At 56.3% G+C, this 21,117-nt stretch carries 16 protein-coding genes and 1 other annotated feature; of the genes, 11 read left to right on the forward strand and 5 right to left on the reverse strand.

The genetic code is table 11. The features are described from left to right. Positions 1-457: 457 nt before the first annotated feature. Both acrB and acrA read right to left on the reverse strand, forming a co-directional pair. Complete coding sequence (gene acrB / locus BFV63_RS05125) at positions 458-3,604, reverse strand: multidrug efflux RND transporter permease subunit AcrB (protein ID WP_022650497.1); 3,147 nt, start codon at positions 3,602-3,604, stop codon at positions 458-460. A gap of 22 nt (positions 3,605-3,626) precedes the next feature. Then, a complete protein-coding gene (gene acrA / locus BFV63_RS05130) occupies positions 3,627-4,820 on the reverse strand; it encodes a multidrug efflux RND transporter periplasmic adaptor subunit AcrA (protein WP_022650498.1) in 1,194 nt (397 codons plus the stop codon). Between the two features lie 141 nt (positions 4,821-4,961). On the opposite strand from acrA, the gene acrR reads away from it, so the two are divergent. Then, a complete protein-coding gene (gene acrR / locus BFV63_RS05135) occupies positions 4,962-5,615 on the forward strand; it encodes a multidrug efflux transporter transcriptional repressor AcrR (RefSeq protein ID WP_032608669.1) in 654 nt (217 codons plus the stop codon). 113 nt (positions 5,616-5,728) lie between these two features. Beyond that, positions 5,729-9,076, forward strand: coding sequence for a mechanosensitive channel MscK (mscK, locus tag BFV63_RS05140; protein ID WP_023315539.1), 3,348 nt, complete (start codon positions 5,729-5,731; stop codon positions 9,074-9,076). Position 9,077: 1 nt separating this feature from the next. On the opposite strand, the gene rsmS is transcribed toward mscK, so the two are convergent. Both rsmS and priC read right to left on the reverse strand, forming a co-directional pair. Further along, positions 9,078-9,254, reverse strand: a complete 177-nt coding sequence (rsmS, locus tag BFV63_RS05145) for a pleiotropic regulatory protein RsmS (RefSeq protein WP_048241280.1) — start codon at positions 9,252-9,254, stop codon at positions 9,078-9,080. A 12-nt stretch (positions 9,255-9,266) separates the two neighbouring features. After that, positions 9,267-9,794, reverse strand: coding sequence for a primosomal replication protein N'' (gene priC / locus BFV63_RS05150; protein ID WP_022650502.1), 528 nt, complete (start codon positions 9,792-9,794; stop codon positions 9,267-9,269). Between the two features lie 50 nt (positions 9,795-9,844). On the opposite strand from priC, the gene BFV63_RS05155 reads away from it, so the two are divergent. From BFV63_RS05155 to BFV63_RS05195, 9 genes are all read left to right on the forward strand, one after another. Next, positions 9,845-10,222 carry a DUF454 family protein gene (locus BFV63_RS05155; RefSeq protein ID WP_022650503.1) on the forward strand — a complete coding sequence of 126 codons (378 nt, stop codon included), beginning with the start codon at positions 9,845-9,847 and terminating at the stop codon, positions 10,220-10,222. 151 nt (positions 10,223-10,373) lie between these two features. After that, complete coding sequence (apt, locus tag BFV63_RS05160; RefSeq protein ID WP_000127359.1) at positions 10,374-10,925, forward strand: adenine phosphoribosyltransferase; 552 nt, start codon at positions 10,374-10,376, stop codon at positions 10,923-10,925. 88 nt (positions 10,926-11,013) lie between these two features. After that, a complete protein-coding gene (gene dnaX / locus BFV63_RS05165) occupies positions 11,014-12,942 on the forward strand; it encodes a DNA polymerase III subunit gamma/tau (protein ID WP_017383214.1) in 1,929 nt (642 codons plus the stop codon). Then, positions 12,272-12,336 (forward strand) — a sequence feature (DnaX frameshifting element). It overlaps the preceding gene by 65 nt. A 53-nt stretch (positions 12,943-12,995) precedes the next feature. Continuing rightward, positions 12,996-13,328: a YbaB/EbfC family nucleoid-associated protein gene (locus BFV63_RS05170; RefSeq protein ID WP_003858972.1), complete on the forward strand. Its 333-nt coding sequence runs from the start codon at positions 12,996-12,998 to the stop codon at positions 13,326-13,328. Then, positions 13,328-13,933, forward strand: a complete 606-nt coding sequence (gene recR, locus BFV63_RS05175; protein ID WP_006809843.1) for a recombination mediator RecR — start codon at positions 13,328-13,330, stop codon at positions 13,931-13,933. Before BFV63_RS05170 ends, recR begins: the two co-directional genes overlap by 1 nt. A 110-nt stretch (positions 13,934-14,043) precedes the next feature. Beyond that, positions 14,044-15,918 carry a molecular chaperone HtpG gene (htpG, locus tag BFV63_RS05180; protein WP_023324248.1) on the forward strand — a complete coding sequence of 625 codons (1,875 nt, stop codon included), beginning with the start codon at positions 14,044-14,046 and terminating at the stop codon, positions 15,916-15,918. A gap of 217 nt (positions 15,919-16,135) precedes the next feature. After that, positions 16,136-16,780 carry an adenylate kinase gene (adk, locus tag BFV63_RS05185; protein WP_048241278.1) on the forward strand — a complete coding sequence of 215 codons (645 nt, stop codon included), beginning with the start codon at positions 16,136-16,138 and terminating at the stop codon, positions 16,778-16,780. 124 nt (positions 16,781-16,904) lie between these two features. After that, complete coding sequence (gene hemH, locus BFV63_RS05190; RefSeq protein ID WP_003858963.1) at positions 16,905-17,867, forward strand: ferrochelatase; 963 nt, start codon at positions 16,905-16,907, stop codon at positions 17,865-17,867. A gap of 62 nt (positions 17,868-17,929) precedes the next feature. Continuing rightward, positions 17,930-19,234, forward strand: a complete 1,305-nt coding sequence (locus tag BFV63_RS05195) for an inosine/guanosine kinase (protein ID WP_022650506.1) — start codon at positions 17,930-17,932, stop codon at positions 19,232-19,234. Between the two features lie 93 nt (positions 19,235-19,327). On the opposite strand, the gene ybaL is transcribed toward BFV63_RS05195, so the two are convergent. Continuing rightward, positions 19,328-21,004, reverse strand: a complete 1,677-nt coding sequence (gene ybaL, locus BFV63_RS05200; protein ID WP_022650507.1) for a YbaL family putative K(+) efflux transporter — start codon at positions 21,002-21,004, stop codon at positions 19,328-19,330. Positions 21,005-21,117: the final 113 nt, after the last annotated feature.

Here is a 21,117-nt window from a genome sequence, read left to right on the forward strand (position 1 = left end):
ATACAACTTGCTTAGCCACATGGGAGCTGTGTTCCTGATAACTCTAACTATAAGCCACTCTGATCAAGATTTCACCGCGCTATTACGAAAAATTACAATTAAATCGTTACTGTGCGAGCCTTTACGCAAATGTACCTTTTGCAGCAACCACGTTAATCAAATAAAAAACCGTTTTTTATCGGTTCCTTAAAATTCATTGAGTTAGCGCAAAGTTTCATGTGAAGTCCGAAACCAGATATCTTCAGATAATTTCCGTTACTTAGGAATAGTCCGAATAATTTACGCCGCAAAATGATAATAAAAGAAGGCTGAGTTCCTGGTGTAAGTTATCGGCCTATTATGCCAGGCCTCATTTAAAAAGAAGAAAATAAATAGAAAAGCAATAGGTCTATTTTATGATTTTTTCTGAAAATGAAAAAGGCCGCAAATGCGGCCTTTTTATCATGTGAAACCGGTATCAGTGATGTTCTACCGAATGATTGTGCTCAACATCTTCATTTTTGCGGCTGAAGCGGCGACGAACCACCACAAAGAACACCGGTACGAAGAAGATGGCGAGAACGGTCGCCGTGACCATACCACCCATTACACCCGTACCTACCGCGTTCTGTGCGCCGGAGCCCGCGCCGGAGCTGATAACCAGCGGCATAACGCCGAGGATAAACGCCAGGGACGTCATCAGGATTGGACGCAAACGCATACGAACGGCTTCCAGCGTGGCTTCAATCAGGCCTTTTCCTTCTTTCTCCATCAGATCTTTGGCGAATTCGACGATGAGTATCGCGTTCTTCGCCGACAAGCCAATGGTTGTCAGCAGGCCCACCTGGAAGTAAACGTCGTTGGTCAGCCCACGGAAGGTTGCGGCAAGCAGTGCGCCGATAACCCCCAGCGGAACCACCAGCATAACGGAGAACGGAATCGACCAGCTCTCATACAATGCCGCCAGACACAGGAACACCACAATCAGTGAAATGGCGTACAGGGCAGGGGCCTGGTTACCGGACAGACGTTCCTGATAGGACATGCCGGTCCAGTCGTAGCCGATACCCGCAGGTAGTTTGCTGGCCAGTTCTTCCATCAGGTTCATGGCTTCACCGGTGCTTCGGCCTGGCGCTGCCTGACCGAGGATTTCCATCGATGGCAAGCCGTTATAACGTTCCAGACGCGGCGAACCGTATTCCCAGCGCGAGGTTGAGAAGGCGGAGAACGGCACCATCTGGCCATCGCTACCGCGAACGTACCAGTTGTTGATATCGTTCGGCAGCATGCGGTACTGCGCTTCGGACATGACGTACACTTTCTTCACGCGACCACGGTCGATGAAGTCGTTAACGTAGCTACCGCCCCAGGCGGCGCCCAGCGTGGTATTAATGTCACTGATGGAAACACCCAGCGCCTGCGCTTTTTCCTGGTCGATATCGATCTTGTACTGCGGCGTATCTTCCAGACCGTTAGGACGCACGCCCACCAGCAGGTCAGGGTGTTTTGCCACCTCGCCAAACAGCTGGTTACGCGCCTGCGTCAGTTTTTCGTGGCCCAGACCGCCCTGGTCAATCAGCTGGAAGTCGAAGCCGGTCGCCGTACCCAGTTCAACAATCGCTGGCAGGTTAAAGGCAAAGACCATCGCATCTTTAATCTGTGAGAAGGTGCCCATTGCACGGCCGGTAATGGCTTCTACCTTGTTCTCTGCACCTGGACGTTCAGACCAGTCTTTCAGAGAAACGAAGGCGATACCGGTGTTCTGACCACGACCCGCGAAGCCAAAGCCGTTAACCGCAAACACGGATTCGACGTTGTCTTTCTCTTTGGTCAGGAAGTAGTCGGTCATCTCATCCAGCACTTTCTGCGTACGCTCTTGCGTCGCACCGGCCGGAAGCTGCGCCATACTCAGGAACACGCCCTGGTCTTCATCTGGCAGGAACGAGCTTGGCAGACGAACGAACAGGAATGCCATCCCCACCACGATGATGATATAGAGCAGCAGGTAACGACCGGTGCTGCGCAGGATGTTACCCACGCTGTCGGTGTAGTGGTGCGTGCTCTTATCAAACATGCGGTTGAACCAGCCGAAGAACCCTTTATGCTCGCCGTGTCCGCCTTTCTGAATCGGCTTCAGCATCGTCGCGCACAGGGCTGGCGTCAGGATCAGCGCAACCAGTACCGACAGCGCCATCGCCGAAACGATGGTAATGGAGAACTGACGGTAAATCGCACCGGTAGAGCCGCCAAAGAAGGCCATCGGGATAAATACCGCGGACAGTACCATCGCGATACCGACCAGCGCGCCCTGGATCTGGCCCATAGATTTACGGGTTGCTTCCTTCGGCGGCAGGCCTTCTTCCGCCATCACACGCTCGACGTTTTCGACCACCACGATGGCGTCATCCACCAGCAGGCCGATGGCGAGCACCATCCCGAACATCGTCAGGGTGTTTATCGAGTAGCCAAATATCGCCAGAACCGCGAAGGTCCCAAGCAATACAACCGGTACGGCGATGGTTGGGATCAGCGTCGCGCGGAAGTTTTGCAGGAACAGGTACATTACCAGGAAGACGAGGATGATCGCCTCAACCAGGGTTTTTACCACTTCGTGAATCGAAATTTTTACGAACGGCGTAGTGTCATACGGATAAACGATTTTCAGACCTGACGGGAAGAACGGTTCCATCTTCTTCAGCTCTGCACGAATAGCCGTCGCGGTGTCCAGGGCGTTAGCGCCGGTCGCCAGTTTGATACCCAGACCAGATGCCGGCTTGCCGTTGAACTTCGCGATAACGTCGTAGTTCTCGCCGCCCAGCTCCACTTTCGCTACGTCACGCAGGCGAACCTGCGAACCGTCCTGATTCACTTTCAGCAGAATTTTGCTGAACTCATCCGCGGAGGTCAGACGGGTTTGCGCGATGATCGAGGCGTTAAGCTGCTGGCCCTTGACCGGCGGCGTACCGCCTAACTGACCGGCTGCCACCTGGGCGTTCTGCGCTTTGATGGCGTTAATCACGTCAACCGGCGTCAGCTGGAAGTTGTTCAGTTTATTCGGATCCATCCAGATACGCATGGCGTACTGGGAACCAAACAGCTGAACGTCACCCACACCTGACGTACGGCTGATGGCGTCCTTCATGTTGGCGCCCACGTAGTCGGAAATATCCTCCTGCGTCATGGTGCCGTTGGTGTTGATCACGCCGACAACCATCAGGAAGCTACTGGACGATTTCTCGACGCTCACGCCCTGCTGTTGTACTTCCTGCGGCAGCAGAGGCATCGCCAGCTGCAATTTGTTCTGCACCTGAACCTGCGCAATGTCCGCATCCGTACCGGATTCAAAGGTCAGGGTGATCTGAACCGTACCGGTTGAGTCACTGTTTGAGGACATGTACATCAGGTTATCGATACCGTTCATGTTCTGTTCGATAACCTGCGTAACGGTATCCTGCACCGTTTTCGCATCAGCGCCCGGGTAGGTTGCGGAGATCGTTACTGCCGGTGGCGCAATCGTTGGATATTGCGCAACAGGCAGCTTCAGGATCGCAAGTCCCCCGGCCAGCATGATGATAATGGCGATCACCCACGCAAATATGGGGCGATCGATAAAGAAATTAGGCATGTCTTAACGGCTCCTGTTTAAGTTAAGACTTGGTTTGTTCTGACTGGCCAGCGGCCGACGCTTGTTGTTTGTCGTCAGATTTCACTTCCTGCGCTTTGACCTGCGCGCCAGGACGAACTTTTTGCAAACCAGTAATAATCACGCGATCGCCATCTTTCAGACCTTCCGTCACTAGCCACTTATCGCCAATCGCCTGCGTTGCAGTGATATTGCGCATTTCGACTTTGTTATCGGCACCCACAACCAGCGCGCTCGCATCGCCGCGTGGCGTACGGGTCACACCCTGCTGAGGAACCAGAATGGCGCTTGGGTTAGTCCCTTCCTCAAGACGGGCGCGTACGAACATACCCGGCAGCAGGGTTTTATCCGGATTCGGGAAAATGGCCCGGATGGTGATTGAGCCGGTGGTCTGATCGACGGTCACATCAGAAAATTCCAGTGTACCGGTCTGCGAGAACTCGATACCGTCGTTGGTAACCAGTTCAACCTTGGCTTTACCGTTTTCCTGTTTCAGTTGACCGCTTGCCAGCTCCTGTTTGAGACGCAGGAAATCGTTGCTGGACTGGGTAACGTCAACATAGATCGGGTCAAGCTGCTGCACGGTGGCCAGTGCGTTGGTCTGACCGTTTTGCACCAGTGCACCTTCGGTGACGGCAGATTTACCAATGCGACCGCTGATAGGGGAGGTCACTTTGGTGTAGGCCAGGTTAATACGCGCGGTTTCTACCGCCGCTTTCGCCGCCACAACGGCCGCGTTGGCTTGCTGCGCATCGGCCAGGGCTGAATCATAATCCTGTTGGCTGATGTACTGCGTGCCGAGCAGCTTCTTGTAACGATTCAACGTCAGCTGCGAAATTTTGGCTGCCGCTTCTGCTTTCGCCAGATCGCCTTTAGCGCTCTCATAAGACGCTTGGTAGGTTGCTGGATCAATCTGATACAGAGACTCACCTGCCTTGACATCACCGCCTTCGGTGAAGTTACGTTTCAGGATGATACCGCTTACCTGCGGACGCACTTCCGCAATGCGATAGGCGCTGGTGCGGCCCGGTAGTTCTGTTGTCATCTGGAGAGGTTCGGATTTGAGCGTCACGACGCCAACTTCTGGCACCTGCTGAGCTCCTTGTTGAGCCTCTTTGTCGTCACATCCTGTAAGCGCTAAGCTGCCTGAGAGCATCAGAACGACCGCCAGAGGCGTTAACCCTCTGTTTTTGTTCATATGTAAACCTCGAGTGTCCGATTTCAAATTGATCAAGGGTCCTGAGTCTAAAAACCCATTGCTGCGTTTATATTATCGTCATGCTATGGTACATACATTCATAAATGTATGTAAATCTGACTCCTGTAAATTCATCAACGTATGGCACGAAAAACCAAACAACAAGCGCTGGAAACCCGACAACACATTCTGGATGTGGCAATGCGTTTGTTCTCACAGCAGGGTGTTTCGGCAACCTCGCTGGCACAGATTGCTCAGGCCGCGGGCGTCACGCGGGGAGCGATTTACTGGCATTTCAAAGACAAGTCCGATCTGTTTGGTGAAATCTGGGAGCTTTCAGAGTCCAGCATTAGCGATCTTGAGAGTGAGTATCGGGCAAAATTCCCTCACGATCCACTCTCTGTGTTAAGAGAAATTCTAGTATATATCCTTGAAGCGACAGTTGTTGAAGAGCGCCGCCGTCTGATGATGGAAATCATCTTCCATAAATGTGAGTTCGTTGGCGAAATGGCGGTGGTTCAGCAGGCGCAACGCGACCTGTGTCTGGAAAGCTACGATCGCATCGAACAGGTCCTCACGGAGTGCATGCAGGCCAAAATGCTTCCTGCTACCTTACTCACCCGCCGGGCGGCGATCCTGATGCGCAGCTATATTTCCGGCCTGATGGAAAACTGGCTTTTTGCTCCGGAGTCGTTCGATCTCAGATCAGAGGCGCGCAGCTATGTCGACATTTTTCTTGAGATGTGCCAGCTCTGTCCGACCCTTCAAAGTAAGCATCACCCCCGTTCTACCTGATCGGGTACGGGAAAAATCGTAGACCCTTTCCGTCGTACTATTCTGCTTCAGCCGGGCGTGATATCCTTCATGCCCGACTATTTCCGGTCATTTCTCACATCACATTCACAACTATGCTGCACATCAATCGCTCGCAACATCTTGTTCTGGCCCTGTTTTTGATCCTGCTGTTTTACTTTGCAGCCGCGCCGCTTTCCTGGGCCCGTGCAGACAACGGCAGTGACATTCCCACGCGTGCTGATGTTCAGGCGCAACTCGACACCCTGAATAAGCAGAAAGATCTGTCCGCCCTGGAAAAACTTGTTCAGCAGGACCTGACGGAAACCCTGGAAACGCTGGACAAGATAGAGCGCATCAAAGCCGAAACGGCCCAGCTGAGGCAGAAGGTCGCTCAGGCGCCGGAAAACATGCGTAAGGCTACGGAGGCGCTGAATGCGCTCAGCGACGTCGACAACGACGATGAAACCCGAAAAACGCTTGCCACGCTGTCGTTGCGCCAGCTTGAGTCGCGCGTGGCGCAGCTGCTGGACGATCTGCAAACGGCGCAGTCCGATCTCTCAACCTATAACAGCCAGCTGGTTTCGCTGCAAACCCAGCCTGAGCGCGTGCAGAACGCCATGTACTCCGCATCGCAACAGCTACAGCAGATACGTAACCGTCTGAATGGCGTCACCGTTGGGGAAGGGGCGCTTCGCCCCACCCAGCAAACGCTGCTGAATATCCAGCAGACGCTGCTAAACGCGGAGATTGAACAGCAGCGTAAGAGCCTGGAAGGCAACACGGTGCTACAGGATGCGCTGCAAAAACAGCGTGACTACGTGACCGCGAATATCAACCGGCTTGAGCATCAACTTCAGCTGTTGCAGGAAGCGGTAAACAGCAAGCGCCTGACCCTGACTGAAAAAACGGCCCAGGAAGCGGTCTCGCCAGACGAGACGGCGCGTATTCAGGCCAACCCGCTGGTGAAGCAGGAGCTGGAGATTAACCACCAGCTGAGCGAACGTCTGATCCAGGCGACTGAAAACGGCAGCGCGCTGGTACAGCAGAATATCAAGGTCAAAAACTGGCTGGATCGCGCGTTGCAGGCCGAGCGTAACGTCAAGGAGCAGATTGCCGTCCTGAAGGGCAGCCTGCTGCTGTCGCGCATTCTCTACCAGCAACAGCAGACGCTGCCGTCCGCCGACGAGCTGGAAGACATGACCAATCGCATTGCGGATTTGCGTCTTGAACAGTTTGACGTCAACCAGCAGCGCGATGCGCTATTCCAGAGCGATACCTTCGTTGCCAAAGTGGAAGAGGGCCATTCAGGTGAAGTGAACGCTGAAGTTCACGACGCGCTGTTGCAGGTGGTGGACATGCGCCGCGAACTGCTCGATCAGCTCAACAAGCAGCTGGGCAACCAGTTGATGATGGCGATTAACCTGCAAATCAACCAGCAGCAGCTGGTGAGCGTTTCTAAAAGCCTCCAGGAGATCCTGACCCAGCAGATTTTCTGGGTGAACAGCAATAAACCCATGGACTGGGACTGGTTTAAATCTTTCCCGGAAACGCTGAAATCCCAGATAAAAAGCATGAAAATTACCGTGAACTGGGAGAAAGCCTGGCCTGCGGTAATGATTGCCTTCCTGGCGGGACTGCCTTTGTTGCTCATCGCTGGCGTAATACGCTGGCGTTTGAAATGGCTGAAACAGTACCAGGCGAAGCTGGCCTCGGAAGTGGGGCAACTGCGTAACGACAGCCAGCTGCACACCCCGAAAGCGATCCTGATCGATCTGATCCGTGCTCTGCCGGTCTGCCTGTTGATACTCGCCGTGGGCCTGATCCTGCTGACCATGCAGTTGAATATCAGCGATCTGCTGTGGGCGTTCAGCAAGAAGCTGGCGCTGTTCTGGCTGGTGTTTGGCCTGTGCTGGAAAGTGCTGGAAAAAGATGGCGTCGCCGTCCGCCACTTCAACATGCCGGAAAAACTCACCAGCCACTGGCGTCGCCAGATTGTACGCATCAGCCTCGCGCTGCTGCCGCTGCACTTCTGGTCAGTTGTGGCCGAGCTTTCGCCGCTGCATCTGATGGATGACGTACTGGGGCAACTGGTGATTATGCTGAACCTGCTGCTGATTGCCGTCCTTATGTGGCCGATGTGCCGCGACAGCTGGCGGGATAAAGAGTCCCATAATCTTCGTCTGGTTACCGTAACGGTGCTGGCGATCATTCCGCTGGCGCTGATGGTGCTGACGGCGACGGGTTACTTCTATACCACGCTGCGTCTGTCAGGCCGCTGGATCGAAACGGTTTATCTGGTGATTGTGTGGAACCTGCTGTTCCAGACCGTGCTGCGTGGTTTGAGCGTAGCGGCGCGCCGCATTGCGTATCGTCGTGCTGTTGCCCGTCGGCAGCATCAGGTGAAAGAGGGGGCTGAAGGGGCAGAGCCGCAGGAAGAGCCGACTATCGCCCTGGAGCAGGTCAACCAGCAAACGATGCGTATTACCATGCTGGTGATGATCGCCCTGTTTGCGGTGATGTTCTGGGCCATCTGGTCTGATTTAATTACCGTTTTCGCCTACCTCGACAGTATCACGCTCTGGCAATACAACGGTACCGAAGCGGGCGCTGCGGTAATGAAAAGCGTCACCATGGGCAGCCTGCTCTTTGCGCTGGTGTCGTCAGTGGTTGCCTGGGCGTTGATCCGCAACCTGCCGGGTCTGCTGGAAGTGCTGGTGCTCTCGAGGCTGAACCTGCGTCAGGGGGCGTCGTACGCCATTACTACCATCCTGAACTACGTCATTATTATTGTCGGGGCGATGACGGTATTCGGCTCGCTGGGCGTCTCGTGGGATAAACTTCAGTGGCTGGCGGCAGCGTTGTCGGTGGGTCTGGGCTTCGGCTTGCAGGAGATCTTCGGTAACTTTGTCTCTGGCCTGATTATCCTGTTCGAACGTCCGGTGCGTATCGGCGATACCGTCACCATCGGCACCTTCTCCGGGACCGTCAGCAAGATCCGCATCCGTGCGACCACCATTACCGACTTCGATCGTAAAGAGGTGATCATCCCGAACAAAGCCTTTGTGACCGAGCGCCTGATCAACTGGTCGCTCTCGGATACCACCACCCGCGTGGTGATCCGACTCGGGGTGGCCTACGGTTCAGATCTGGATAAAGTGAAAGAGGTCCTGCTGGAAGCCGCGAAATCACATCCTAAAGTGATGCACGATCCTGCGCCTGACGTGTTCTTCACCACCTTCGGGCCAAGCACGCTGGATCATGAGCTGCGCCTGTACGTACGCGAACTGCGCGATCGCAGCTACACCGTCGATGAGCTGAACCGCACCATTGACCGTCTGTGTCGTGAAAACAATATAAATATCGCCTTCAACCAGCTTGAAGTGCACCTGCGTAACGAGAAAGGTGACGAGCATACGGAAGTGAAGCGCGAAATTAAGGGGGACGACCCTACTCCCGCCTGAATTATTTCCCTCTCCCCTCTGGGGAGAGGGCAGGGTAAGGGGGAAGTTTCCCCTCAAAATCCCGCCGCACAATCTCCAGCGCTTTCAGCACCGTCTCAGCCGGGATCGCATGATTCTCCAGCAGCATAATTAAATCGACGGCCAGTTTGACCTCATCGGGGGCATTTTCCAGTGACATCCGCTGCTCCTGTTAACGGGTCAGGCGTTCAATGACGCGTTCAATCTCATCCAGCGCCTGACGGCAGCGGACGATGCGGCCTTCCAGCGCGCTGATTTCACGCATTAATAACTGCTGCTCTTCCAGCGTTTCGCTGGTGTTCAGGCGGGCTTCGCGCTCACGCTTCATCTCAAACAGACGGCGCTCAAACTCCTGGTTCTCCAGCCTCTTGCGCTGCCATTTTCCCAGTCCCGGCGAGGCGCTGTCCCACGCCCGTAGCGGCCAGGCGGCGATTTCCCGGTGCAGGGCGGTGATCTGCTCGGTAAGATGCTCCGCAAGCCACGCGACCTGTTCCTGCTGTTCACTCTCAACCGCGTGGCGAAGCTCGTCGAGGTTGGTCTGCGCTTCAGCAAGATAATCCTGAATGACGGTGCTGCGGGTGCGGAAGAGCTGCCGGTCAAAGCGCGGTTTCAGCGTGGCGTGGCCCATTAGCGGTGTGGCCTGCGCCCGCAGCGCGATCAGCTGATTTTGCAGCCTCTCAAGAAGCAGTGCTGTTTTCAAGGCGCTCTCCAGTGGTAAAGTAGCCGTTCAGTTTGATAACGATTCGCATTATGCAGCGTACTATTTTAATCATCATTGGCTGGCTCGCGGTAGTGCTGGGTACGCTGGGTGTGGTTTTGCCCTTGCTGCCGACCACCCCGTTTATCCTGTTGGCCGCCTGGTGCTTCGCCCGCTCGTCGCCGCGTTTTCACCACTGGCTTCTGTACCGCTCGTGGTTCGGCGGCTACCTGCGGCACTGGCAAAAACACCGGGCTATGCCGCCCGGGGCCAAGCCGCGCGCCATTGCCTTCATCCTGATCACCTTCGCCGTCTCGTTATGGCTGGTGAAAATGATGTGGGTGCGCATTCTGCTGCTGGCGATCCTGGCCTGCCTGCTGATCTTTATGTGGCGGATCCCCGTGGTTGATGAAAAGCAACAAAAGCACTGAAGCCTCATCATGGCGGTTGCAATTATGGCGCACAGCCAGTAAATTCGACCGTTTTCGAGCACAGGTGCGCCTGGTCAAAGGTTAAACAACTGTTACTTTGACCGACTCGTCGCGCGCCGTGAGTAACACTGTTTCATTTAGGCACAAACCGATGACCGCAACTGCACAGCAGCTTGAATATCTGAAAAATAGCATCAAAAGTATCCAGGACTATCCAAAACCTGGCATTCTTTTCCGCGATGTCACCAGCTTGCTGGAAGACCCGAAAGCGTACGCCCTCAGCATTGAACTGCTGGTTGAGCGTTATAAAAACGCCGGGATCACCAAAGTAGTAGGTACTGAAGCCCGTGGCTTCCTGTTTGGCGCACCGGTTGCGCTGGCGATGGGCGTGGGTTTTGTGCCGGTGCGTAAGCCGCGCAAACTGCCGCGTGAAACCATCGCGGAGAGCTATGAGCTGGAATACGGCACCGATCAGCTGGAAATTCACGTTGATGCTATCAAGCCAGGCGACAAAGTGCTGGTGGTGGACGATCTGCTGGCAACCGGCGGCACCATCGAAGCGACCGTGAAGCTGATCCGTCGTCTGGGCGGGGAAGTGACCGACGCGGCATTCATCATCAACCTGTTCGATCTCGGCGGCGAGCAGCGTCTGGAAAAACAGGGTATTACCAGCTACAGCCTGGTGCCATTCCCGGGACATTAATCCCATATCTCACAACCTCGCTCAATGGGTGAGGTTGTGATAGCATTCCCCTCCATTAATTCACCTTCCAGCGTTGCAGAGCCTGCCCATGAGTTATCAGGTGTTAGCCCGTAAATGGCGACCACAAACCTTTGCTGACGTTGTCGGTCAGGAACATGTGCTGACGGCCCTGGCGAACGGCTTGTCGCTAGGTCGCATCCATCACGCCTATCTTTTTTCCGGCACCCGCGGCGTCGGTAAAACCTCTATTGCCCGTCTGCTGGCAAAAGGTCTGAACTGCGAAACCGGGATCACCGCCACCCCGTGCGGCGTGTGCGACAACTGTCGTGAGATCGAGCAGGGGCGTTTTGTCGATCTGATTGAGATCGACGCCGCCTCGCGCACCAAAGTGGAAGACACCCGCGATCTGCTCGACAACGTGCAGTACGCCCCGGCGCGCGGCCGCTTCAAGGTCTATCTGATCGATGAAGTGCACATGCTGTCGCGCCACAGCTTCAACGCCCTGCTGAAAACGCTGGAAGAGCCGCCTGCGCATGTCAAATTCCTGCTGGCGACCACCGATCCGCAAAAGCTGCCGGTTACGATCCTCTCACGCTGCCTGCAATTCCATCTGAAGGCGCTCGACGTTGAGCAGATCCGCGCTCAGCTTGAGCATATCCTTGATGAAGAGAACATTGTCCATGAACCGCGTGCGCTGCAACTGCTGGCCCGTGCCGCGGACGGCAGCCTGCGCGATGCGCTGAGCCTGACCGACCAGGCGATTGCCAGCGGTGACGGTAAACTCTCCACCGACGCGGTCAGCACCATGCTCGGCACGCTGGATGACGATCAGGCGCTGTCGCTTATTGAAGCGATGATTGCCGCCAACGGTGAGCGGGTAATGACCCTCGTCAACGACGCCGCTGCCCGTGGCATTGAGTGGGAAGCGCTGCTGGTCGAGATGCTCAGCCTGCTACACCGCGTGGCGATGCTGCAACTGTCTCCGTCGGCCATTGGCGCGGACATGGCGACCATTGAGCAGCGGATGCGTGAACTTGCGCGCACCGTGCCGCCGGCTGACGTTCAGCTTTATTATCAGACGCTGCTGATCGGCCGCAAAGAGCTGCCGTTTGCACCGGATCGCCGGATGGGCGTTGAAATGACGCTGCTGCGCGCACTGGCCTTCCATCCGCGCAAGCCACTGCCGGAGCCGGAAACGCCCCGGCAGTCCTTTGCGCCGGTTGCGCCGACCGCGGTAATGTCACCGCAGCAGGTGCCACCGCAACCGGCATCGCCGCCGCCGCAAAACGTGCCGCTGTCGGATGCCACCAGTTCGGTGCTTGCCGCACGAAGCCAGTTGCAACGTGCGCAGGGAGCAACCAAACCAAAAAAGAGTGAACCGGCAGCGCCTGCAAGAGCGCGGCCGGTGAACAACGCCGCGCTTGAACGACTGGCCTCGGTAACGGAGCGCGTGCAGTCGCGTCCGGCACCGTCCGCGCTCGAGCAAAAAGCCCCGGCGAAAGAAGAGGCATACCGCTGGAAGGCGACTACCGTTGTTGAAACGGTCAAGGAAGTGGTCGCCACGCCAAAAGCGCTGAAAAAGGCGCTGGAGCATGAAAAAACGCCGGAGCTGTCCGCGAAGCTCGCGGAAGAGTCCATCGAGCGCGACGCCTGGGCCGCTGAGGTCAGCAAACTTCAGCTGCCGAAGCTGGTGGAGCAGGTCGCGCTGAACGCCTGGAAAGAGCAGGACGGTAATCAGGTGCGTCTGCACCTGCGCCCTGGCCAGCGGCACCTCAACTCCCCAGGCGCGCAAAAGGCGCTGGCCGAGGCGCTTACCGCATTACAGGGTGTGCCGGTTGAATTGACTATCATTGAAGATGATAATCCGGCGGTGAAAACGCCGCTCGAGTGGCGTCAGGCCATTTATGAAGAGAAGCTCGCGCAGGCGCGCGAGGCGATAATTGCGGATAACAACATCCAGACCCTGCGCCGGTTCTTCGACGCCGATCTGGATGAAGAGAGTATTCGCCCCATTTGATCGTGAGTCTGACTTACGGTTGTAATCCTTAACGTGAAAGAAGAGAGAAGCCTATGTTTGGTGGAAAAGGCGGTCTGGGTGGCCTGATGAAGCAGGCTCAGCAGATGCAGGAAAAAATGCAGAAGATGCAGGAAGAGATCGCTCAACTGGAAGTCACGGGTGAATCCGGTGCCGGTCTGGTCAAGGTGACCATCAACGGTGCGCATAACTGCCGTCGCGTGGAAATCGACCCGAGCCTGCTCGAAGACGACAAAGAGATGCTGGAAGATCTGGTTGCAGCCGCGTTTAACGATGCCGCTCGCCGTATCGACGAAACCCAGAAAGAGAAAATGGCCTCTGTTTCCAGCGGTATGCAACTGCCGCCGGGCTTTAAGATGCCATTCTGATGCAAACCAGTCCGCTGCTCACGCAGTTAATGGAAGCACTGCGCTGCCTGCCGGGCGTTGGCCCGAAGTCGGCGCAGCGTATGGCGTTTACGCTATTGCAGCGCGACCGCAGCGGCGGGATGCGCCTGGCGCAGGCTCTGACCCGCGCCATGTCAGAAATTGGTCACTGTGCGGATTGCCGTACCTTTACCGAGCAGGACGTATGCAACATCTGCACGAACCCGCGTCGTCAGGAAAACGGTCAGATTTGCGTGGTAGAGAGTCCGGCGGACATCTACGCCATCGAACAAACCGGGCAGTTTTCCGGCCGCTATTTCGTGCTGATGGGGCATCTCTCCCCGCTGGACGGCATCGGCCCGGACGATATCGGTCTTGACCGCCTGGAGCAGCGCCTGGAGTCGGAAACCATCAAAGAGGTGATCCTCGCCACCAACCCCACGGTGGAAGGGGAGGCAACCGCCAACTACATCGCCGAACTGTGCGCGCAGTACGGCGTTGACGCCAGCCGCATCGCCCACGGCGTGCCGGTCGGCGGTGAGCTGGAGATGGTCGACGGCACCACGCTGTCGCACTCGCTGGCCGGACGTCACAAGATTATTTTCTGACCAAACGGAGGCTGCGCGCGCGGCCTCCGCTTGAAAATTTCCCCCCTTATCCCCATCTCTCACTCAACGTTTTACAACCCCATTAAATGGCATTGTTGAGGTCGACTTAGATGAAAGGACAAGAAACCCGTGGTTTCCAGTCAGAAGTAAAACAGCTTCTGCACCTGATGATCCATTCCCTGTATTCCAACAAAGAAATTTTCCTGCGTGAGCTGATTTCCAACGCCTCCGATGCGGCGGACAAGCTGCGCTTCCGCGCGCTGTCTAACCCGGATCTGTATGAAGGCGACGGCGAACTGCGCGTGCGCGTCTCGTTCAATAAAGAGAACCGCACCCTGACGATTGCCGATAACGGCATCGGGATGAACCGCGACGAGGTGATCGACCACCTCGGGACCATCGCCAAATCCGGCACCAAAGCGTTCCTTGAGTCCATGGGCTCTGACCAGGCGAAAGACAGCCAGCTGATTGGTCAGTTCGGCGTAGGCTTCTACTCGGCGTTCATCGTGGCGGACAAAGTCACCGTGCGCACCCGCGCCGCGGGCGACAGCGCCGAGAACGGCGTGCTGTGGGAATCCAAAGGGGAAGGCGAGTACACCGTTGATGACATCACCAAAGCGGATCGCGGCACCGAAATCACCCTGCACCTGCGTGAAGGCGAAGACGATTTCCTGAACGACTGGCGCGTACGCTCCATCATCAGCAAGTATTCCGACCACATCGCGCTGCCGGTTGAGATTGAAAAACAGGAAGAGAAAGACGGCGAAACCGTGGTTTCCTGGGAGAAAATCAACAAGGCGCAGGCGCTGTGGACGCGTAACAAAGCTGAAATTAAAGACGACGAGTACAATGAGTTCTACAAGCACATTGCCCACGACTTCACCGATCCGCTGACCTGGAGCCACAACCGTGTGGAAGGTAAGCAGGAGTACACCAGCCTGCTGTACATCCCGGCACAGGCACCGTGGGACATGTGGAACCGCGATCACAAGCACGGCCTGAAGCTGTACGTGCAGCGCGTGTTCATCATGGACGACGCCGAGCAGTTCATGCCGAACTATCTGCGCTTTGTGCGCGGCCTGATCGATTCCAACGATCTGCCGCTGAACGTCTCCCGCGAAATTCTGCAGGACAGCACCGTCACCCGTAACCTGCGCAACGCCCTGACCAAACGTGCGTTGCAGATGCTGGAAAAACTGGCGAAGGACGATGCGGAAAAATACCAGACCTTCTGGAAACAGTTTGGCCTGGTGCTGAAAGAAGGTCCGGCGGAAGACACCGCGAATGTGGAAGCTATCGCTAAACTGCTGCGCTTCGCCTCTACGCACAACGACTCCTCCGCCCAGACCGTGTCGCTGGAAGAGTACGTCTCCCGCATGAAAGAAGGGCAGGAGAAGATCTACTACATCACCGCCGACAGCTATGCGGCAGCGAAGAGCAGCCCGCACCTGGAGCTGCTGCGTAAGAAAGGCATCGAAGTGCTGCTGCTGTCTGACCGCATCGACGAATGGATGATGAACTACCTGACCGAGTTCGACGGTAAGGCGTTCCAGTCCGTTGCCAAAGCTGACGAGTCCATCGACAAGCTGGCAGATGAAGTGGACGAAAGCGCGAAAGAAGCCGAGAAGGCGCTGGAGCCGTTCATTGAGCGCGTGAAAACCCTGCTGGGTGACCGCGTGAAAGAGGTGCGCTTCACGCACCGTCTGACCGATACGCCAGCCATTGTCACCACCGATGCGGACGAAATGAGCACCCAGATGGCGAAACTGTTCGCTGCGGCGGGCCAGGCCGTGCCGGAAGTGAAATATATCTTTGAGCTTAATCCGGATCATCCGCTGGTGAAACGCGCGGCGGATACCCAGGACGACGCCCGCTTTGCGGAGTGGGTTGAACTGCTGCTGGATCAGTCCCTGCTGGCCGAGCGCGGTACGCTGGAAGATCCTAACCTGTTCATTAAACGTGTGAATGCGCTGCTGCTGGCGTAATCTTCCCTCACCCCGGCCCTCTCCCACAGGGAGAGGGTGAAAGAGTTCCCTCTCCCTGTGGGAGAGGGTTAAGGTGAGGGCACCAGACCGCACTCTCCCAAATTATCTCCCCTCATTAACCGTTTCAGCCTCCCCGCCTTCCTTGAGCGATACCCGTTCTGGTGGTATTGTTTAGCGCTTTTGAAAAATTGAATCGACATTTGAGGGGATTTTCGCAATGCGTATTATTCTGCTTGGCGCTCCGGGCGCGGGTAAGGGAACTCAGGCTCAGTTCATCATGGAGAAATACGGTATTCCGCAAATCTCTACTGGTGACATGCTGCGTGCCGCTGTTAAATCTGGCTCCGAGCTGGGCAAACAAGCTAAAGACATCATGGACGCAGGCAAGCTGGTGACCGACGAACTGGTTATCGCGCTGGTAAAAGAGCGCATTGCTCAGGAAGACTGCCGCAATGGTTTCCTGCTGGACGGCTTCCCGCGCACCATTCCTCAGGCTGACGCCATGAAAGAAGCGGGCATCAACGTGGATTACGTGCTGGAGTTCGACGTACCGGACGAGCTGATCGTTGACCGTATCGCTGGCCGTCGCGTACACGCTGCTTCTGGCCGCGTTTACCACATTAAATTCAACCCACCTAAGGTTGAAGGCAAAGACGACGTGACCGGCGAAGAGCTGACCACCCGTAAAGACGATCAGGAAGAAACCGTGCGTAAACGCCTGGTGGAATACCATCAGATGACCGCACCGCTGATCGGCTACTACACCAAAGAAGCGCAGGCGGGTAACACCAAATACGCGAAAGTGGACGGCACCAAAGCCGTGGCTGACGTACGTGCAGAGCTGGAAAAAATTCTCGGCTAAGCGCACCTCTCTCACCCGGAGCCCCGGGTGAGAAAAATTCTCATCTTACCTATTGCAGCAATGGGTTTCGTTTAAACGCATTTCCGCTACAATTGACAGCCTATCAAATGGTTAAGAGGCGTGAATGAGTCAGGCGAAAACCGGCATCCTGCTTGCCAATCTGGGCACCCCAGAAGCACCTACTCCAGCGGCGGTAAAACGCTACCTGCGACAATTTTTAAGCGACACGCGCGTCGTGGATACCCCAAGACTGCTGTGGTGGCCACTGCTGCGTGGCGTCATTCTGCCGATTCGTTCCCCGCGTGTGGCAAAGCTCTATCAGTCCGTGTGGATGGAAGAGGGCTCGCCGCTGATGGTGTACAGCCGTCGTCAGGAGAAGGCGCTGGCCGCCCGCCTGCCGGACATGCCCGTTGCGCTCGGCATGAGCTACGGTAAGCCGTCCCTGGAAAGCGCCGTTGACTCTCTGCTGGCGCAGGGCGTTGAACACATTGTGGTGCTGGCTCTATATCCGCAGTATTCGTGCTCCACGGTAGCTGCCGTCTGGGACGAACTGGGGCGCATTCTGGCGACCCGCCGCCGTATACCGGGTATCACCTTTATCCGCGACTACGCCGATAACGAGCTGTACATTCAGGCGCTTGCCAGCAGCGTGCGCGCGTCGTTTGAAAAACACGGCGAGCCGGATCTGCTGCTGCTCTCCTATCACGGTATTCCGCAGCGTTTCGCGAACGAAGGGGACGATTACCCCCAGCGTTGCCGCGATACCACCCGCGAGCTGGTCTCCGCCCTCGGCCTGCCGCCTGAGAAGGTGATGATGACCTTCCAGTCGCGCTTCGGCCGTGAACCTTGGCTGACCCCGTATACTGATGAAACGCTAAAAATGCTGGGCGAGAAGGGCGTGAAGCACATTCAGGTGATGTCGCCGGGCTTCTCGGCGGACTGTCTGGAAACGCTGGAAGAAATTGCCGTCCAGAACAAAGAGTTCTTTATGGAGGCGGGCGGAACGAAATACGAATATATTCCTGCGCTTAACGACTCCCCTGAACACATCGACATGATGGTGTCACTGGTCACCACCCGCCGCTGATCGCGTTACGGGCCGGGTTTGTGCTACCATTCCCGGCCCGTATTCTTTGCACAGTTCAGACCATGAAATTTCCCGGTAAACGTAAGTCCAAACACTATTTCCCCGTCGATGCCCGCGATCCGCTGTTACAGCAAATTCAGCAGGAAAGCGAAACCAGCGCTGCCTGGGTGGTCGGTATTGATCAGACGCTGGTGGACATTGAAGCCAAAGTGGATGATGCGTTTGTCGCACGTTACGGTCTGAGCGCCGGGCACTCGCTGGTGATTGAGGATGACGTTGCTGAAGCGCTGTATCAGGAGCTGGTGCGCGAAAATCTTATCACCCACCAGTTTGCCGGCGGCACTATCGGCAACACCATGCACAACTACTCCGTACTGGCAGACGACCGCTCGGTGCTGCTTGGCGTGATGTGCAGCAATATCGAAATCGGTGGCTACGCCTACCGCTACCTGTGCAATACCTCCAGCCGCACCGATCTGAACTATTTACAGGGCGTTGACGGGCCGATTGGCCGCTGCTTTACGCTGATAAGCGATTCCGGCGAGCGTACCTTTGCCATCAGCCCCGGCCATATGAATAAGCTGCGCGCTGAAAGTATCCCGGAAGAGGTGATCGCGGGCGCGTCTGCGCTGGTACTGACCTCCTATCTGGTGCGCTGCAAGCCGGGCGAACCAATGCCGGACGCAACCATGAAGGCAATTGAGTACGCGAAGAAATACAACGTGCCTGTGGTTCTGACGCTGGGCACCAAATTCGTCATTGCCGACAACCCGGAGTGGTGGCAGGCCTTCCTGAAAGAACACGTCTCGATTCTGGCGATGAATGAAGAAGAAGCCGAAGCGCTGACCGGCGAAAGCGATCCGCTGCTGGCGTCTGATAAGGCGCTGGACTGGGTGGACCTGGTGCTCTGCACCGCCGGGCCGGTCGGGCTGTACATGGCGGGCTTCACGGAAGAAGAGAGCAAGCGTAAAACCCAGCACCCGCTGCTGCCGGGCGCAATCGCCGAATTTAACCAGTACGAGTTCAGCCGCGCTATGCGTCATAAAGACTGCATCAACCCGCTGCGTATCTTCTCTCACATCGCACCGTATATGGGTGGCCCTGAGAAGATCATGAACACCAACGGCGCGGGCGACGGCGCGCTGGCCGCGCTGCTGCACGACATTACCGCCAACGCCTACCACAAAACCAACGTGCCGAATTCCAGCAAACATACCTTCGACTGGCTGACCTATTCCTCGCTGGCGCAGGTGTGTAAGTACGCGAACCGCGTGAGTTATCAGGTGCTGAACCAGCATTCTCCGCGCTTAACGCGGGGGCTGCCGGAACGGGAAGACAGCCTCGAAGAGGCGTACTGGGACAGGTAAAAGTAAAACGGCAACCTGTGGTTGCCGTTTTTAGTGTTTGTTCCCTCTCCCTGCGAGAGAGGGTCAGGGTGAGGGCATCAGGCAGCACAAAACTTACCCCGTTACTGCCTCTTCAACCGGCGGTTTCGTCAGCATTGTCAGCATCGTATTCGCAATCTCACGCTCACCCATCACCACCTGATTCGCGCCGCGCTCGGTGATGTACTCCACTTCGTCATCATAATGGGCGCGGGCAATGATTTCGATATGCGGGCATTTTTCACGGGCTGTGGCGACAATTTCACCAGCCTCGTAACCGTTCGGGATAGTGAGCAGCAGCCAGCGAGCGCAGTCCAGATGCGCCAGATTCATAATCTCTTCGTTAGCCGCGTTGCCCAGCACCGCGCGGATGCCACGCTCGCGAAGTTCGTCGACGCGGGTGCGTGACGTTTCAATCACTACAAGTGGAATGCCCTGAGCCATCAGTTTTTCACCCAGCAGGCTGCCGACGCGGCCAAAACCGACCAGCAGCGCGTGGTTGCAGATATCCACCGGGATCTGTTTCTCTTCTTCTGTCGCCTCTTCCAGCGTCAGCTCTTCGAGGGTTTCGGTCTTCTCGAGATATTTCTCCAGCAGGGCAAACAATACCGGGTTCAACATGATGGAGAGGATCGCCCCCGCCAGCACCAGATTTTGCCCAGCCTGTGGGAGCAGGTTCAGGGCCATCCCCAGACCGGCAAGAATAAAGGCGAACTCGCCAATCTGCGCCAGGCTGGCGGCGATGGTCAGCGCCGTGCGCGGCGAGTGACCGAACATCCGCACCAGGAAGAAGGCGGCAACGGACTTACCAAAGATGATGATTGCCAGCGTACCCAGCACGGCCAGCGGCTGCTGGATGAGGATCAACGGGTCGAACAGCATCCCGACGGAGACGAAGAACAGCACCGCGAATGCATCACGTAGCGGCAGGGTATCGTGCGCGGCGCGGTGGCTCAGCTCGGACTCGTTCAGCACCATCCCGGCGAAGAACGCGCCCAGCGCAAAGGAGACGTCAAACAGCTCGACGGCGCCAAAGGCAATGCCCAGCGCCAGCGCAAGGACTGAAAGCGTGAACAGTTCACGCGAGCCCGTGGCGGCGCTGCGGGACATGATCCACGGCACCAGACGGCGGCCCACCAGCATCATGATGGCGATAAACGCCACAACCTTACCGATGGTAATGCTCATATCCAGTGCCAGCGAGGCGAAGCCGATATTCTCTTTTTCCATCATCCCGGCGACGGCGGGCAGCAGAACCAGCGTCAACACCATTACCAGATCTTCAACAATCAGCCAGCCTATCGCGATTTGCCCGCGCTGGCTGTCTATCAGCTGCCTCTCTTCAAGCGCGCGCAGCAGCACCACGGTACTGGCGGTTGAAAGACACAGCCCAAATACGATACCGGTCATGATTGACCAGCCCAGCACCGCCGAAAGCGCCATGCCCAGCAGCGTCGCCACCCCTATCTGGGCGATCGCTCCCGGTATGGCGATCGACTTTACCGCCATCAGATCCTTCAGGGAAAAATGCAGCCCGACGCCAAACATCAGCAGGATCACGCCTAATTCCGCCAGCTCAGGCGCCAGTTTGGTATCTGCGACAAAACCCGGCGTAAAGGGCCCTGCCAGCACGCCCGCCAGCAAATAGCCTACCAGGGGCGAAATACGCAGTTTATTGGCAATCATGCCGAGAATAAAAGCGAGCACAAGTCCACCAACAATGGTGGTGATAAGCGGTGTGGCGTGGTGCATTCCGTCTCCTTTTGCGATGGGTGATCCATTTTTGGTGCAAATACCAAAAAGCCGATTAATAGTTTATGACAATTTTTACGCTTATGTTTATGAATAATTGTTGAAAACACAAT

The sequence above is a fragment of the Enterobacter hormaechei subsp. xiangfangensis genome, from assembly GCF_001729785.1.
GTDB classification, from domain to species: domain Bacteria; phylum Pseudomonadota; class Gammaproteobacteria; order Enterobacterales; family Enterobacteriaceae; genus Enterobacter; species Enterobacter hormaechei_C.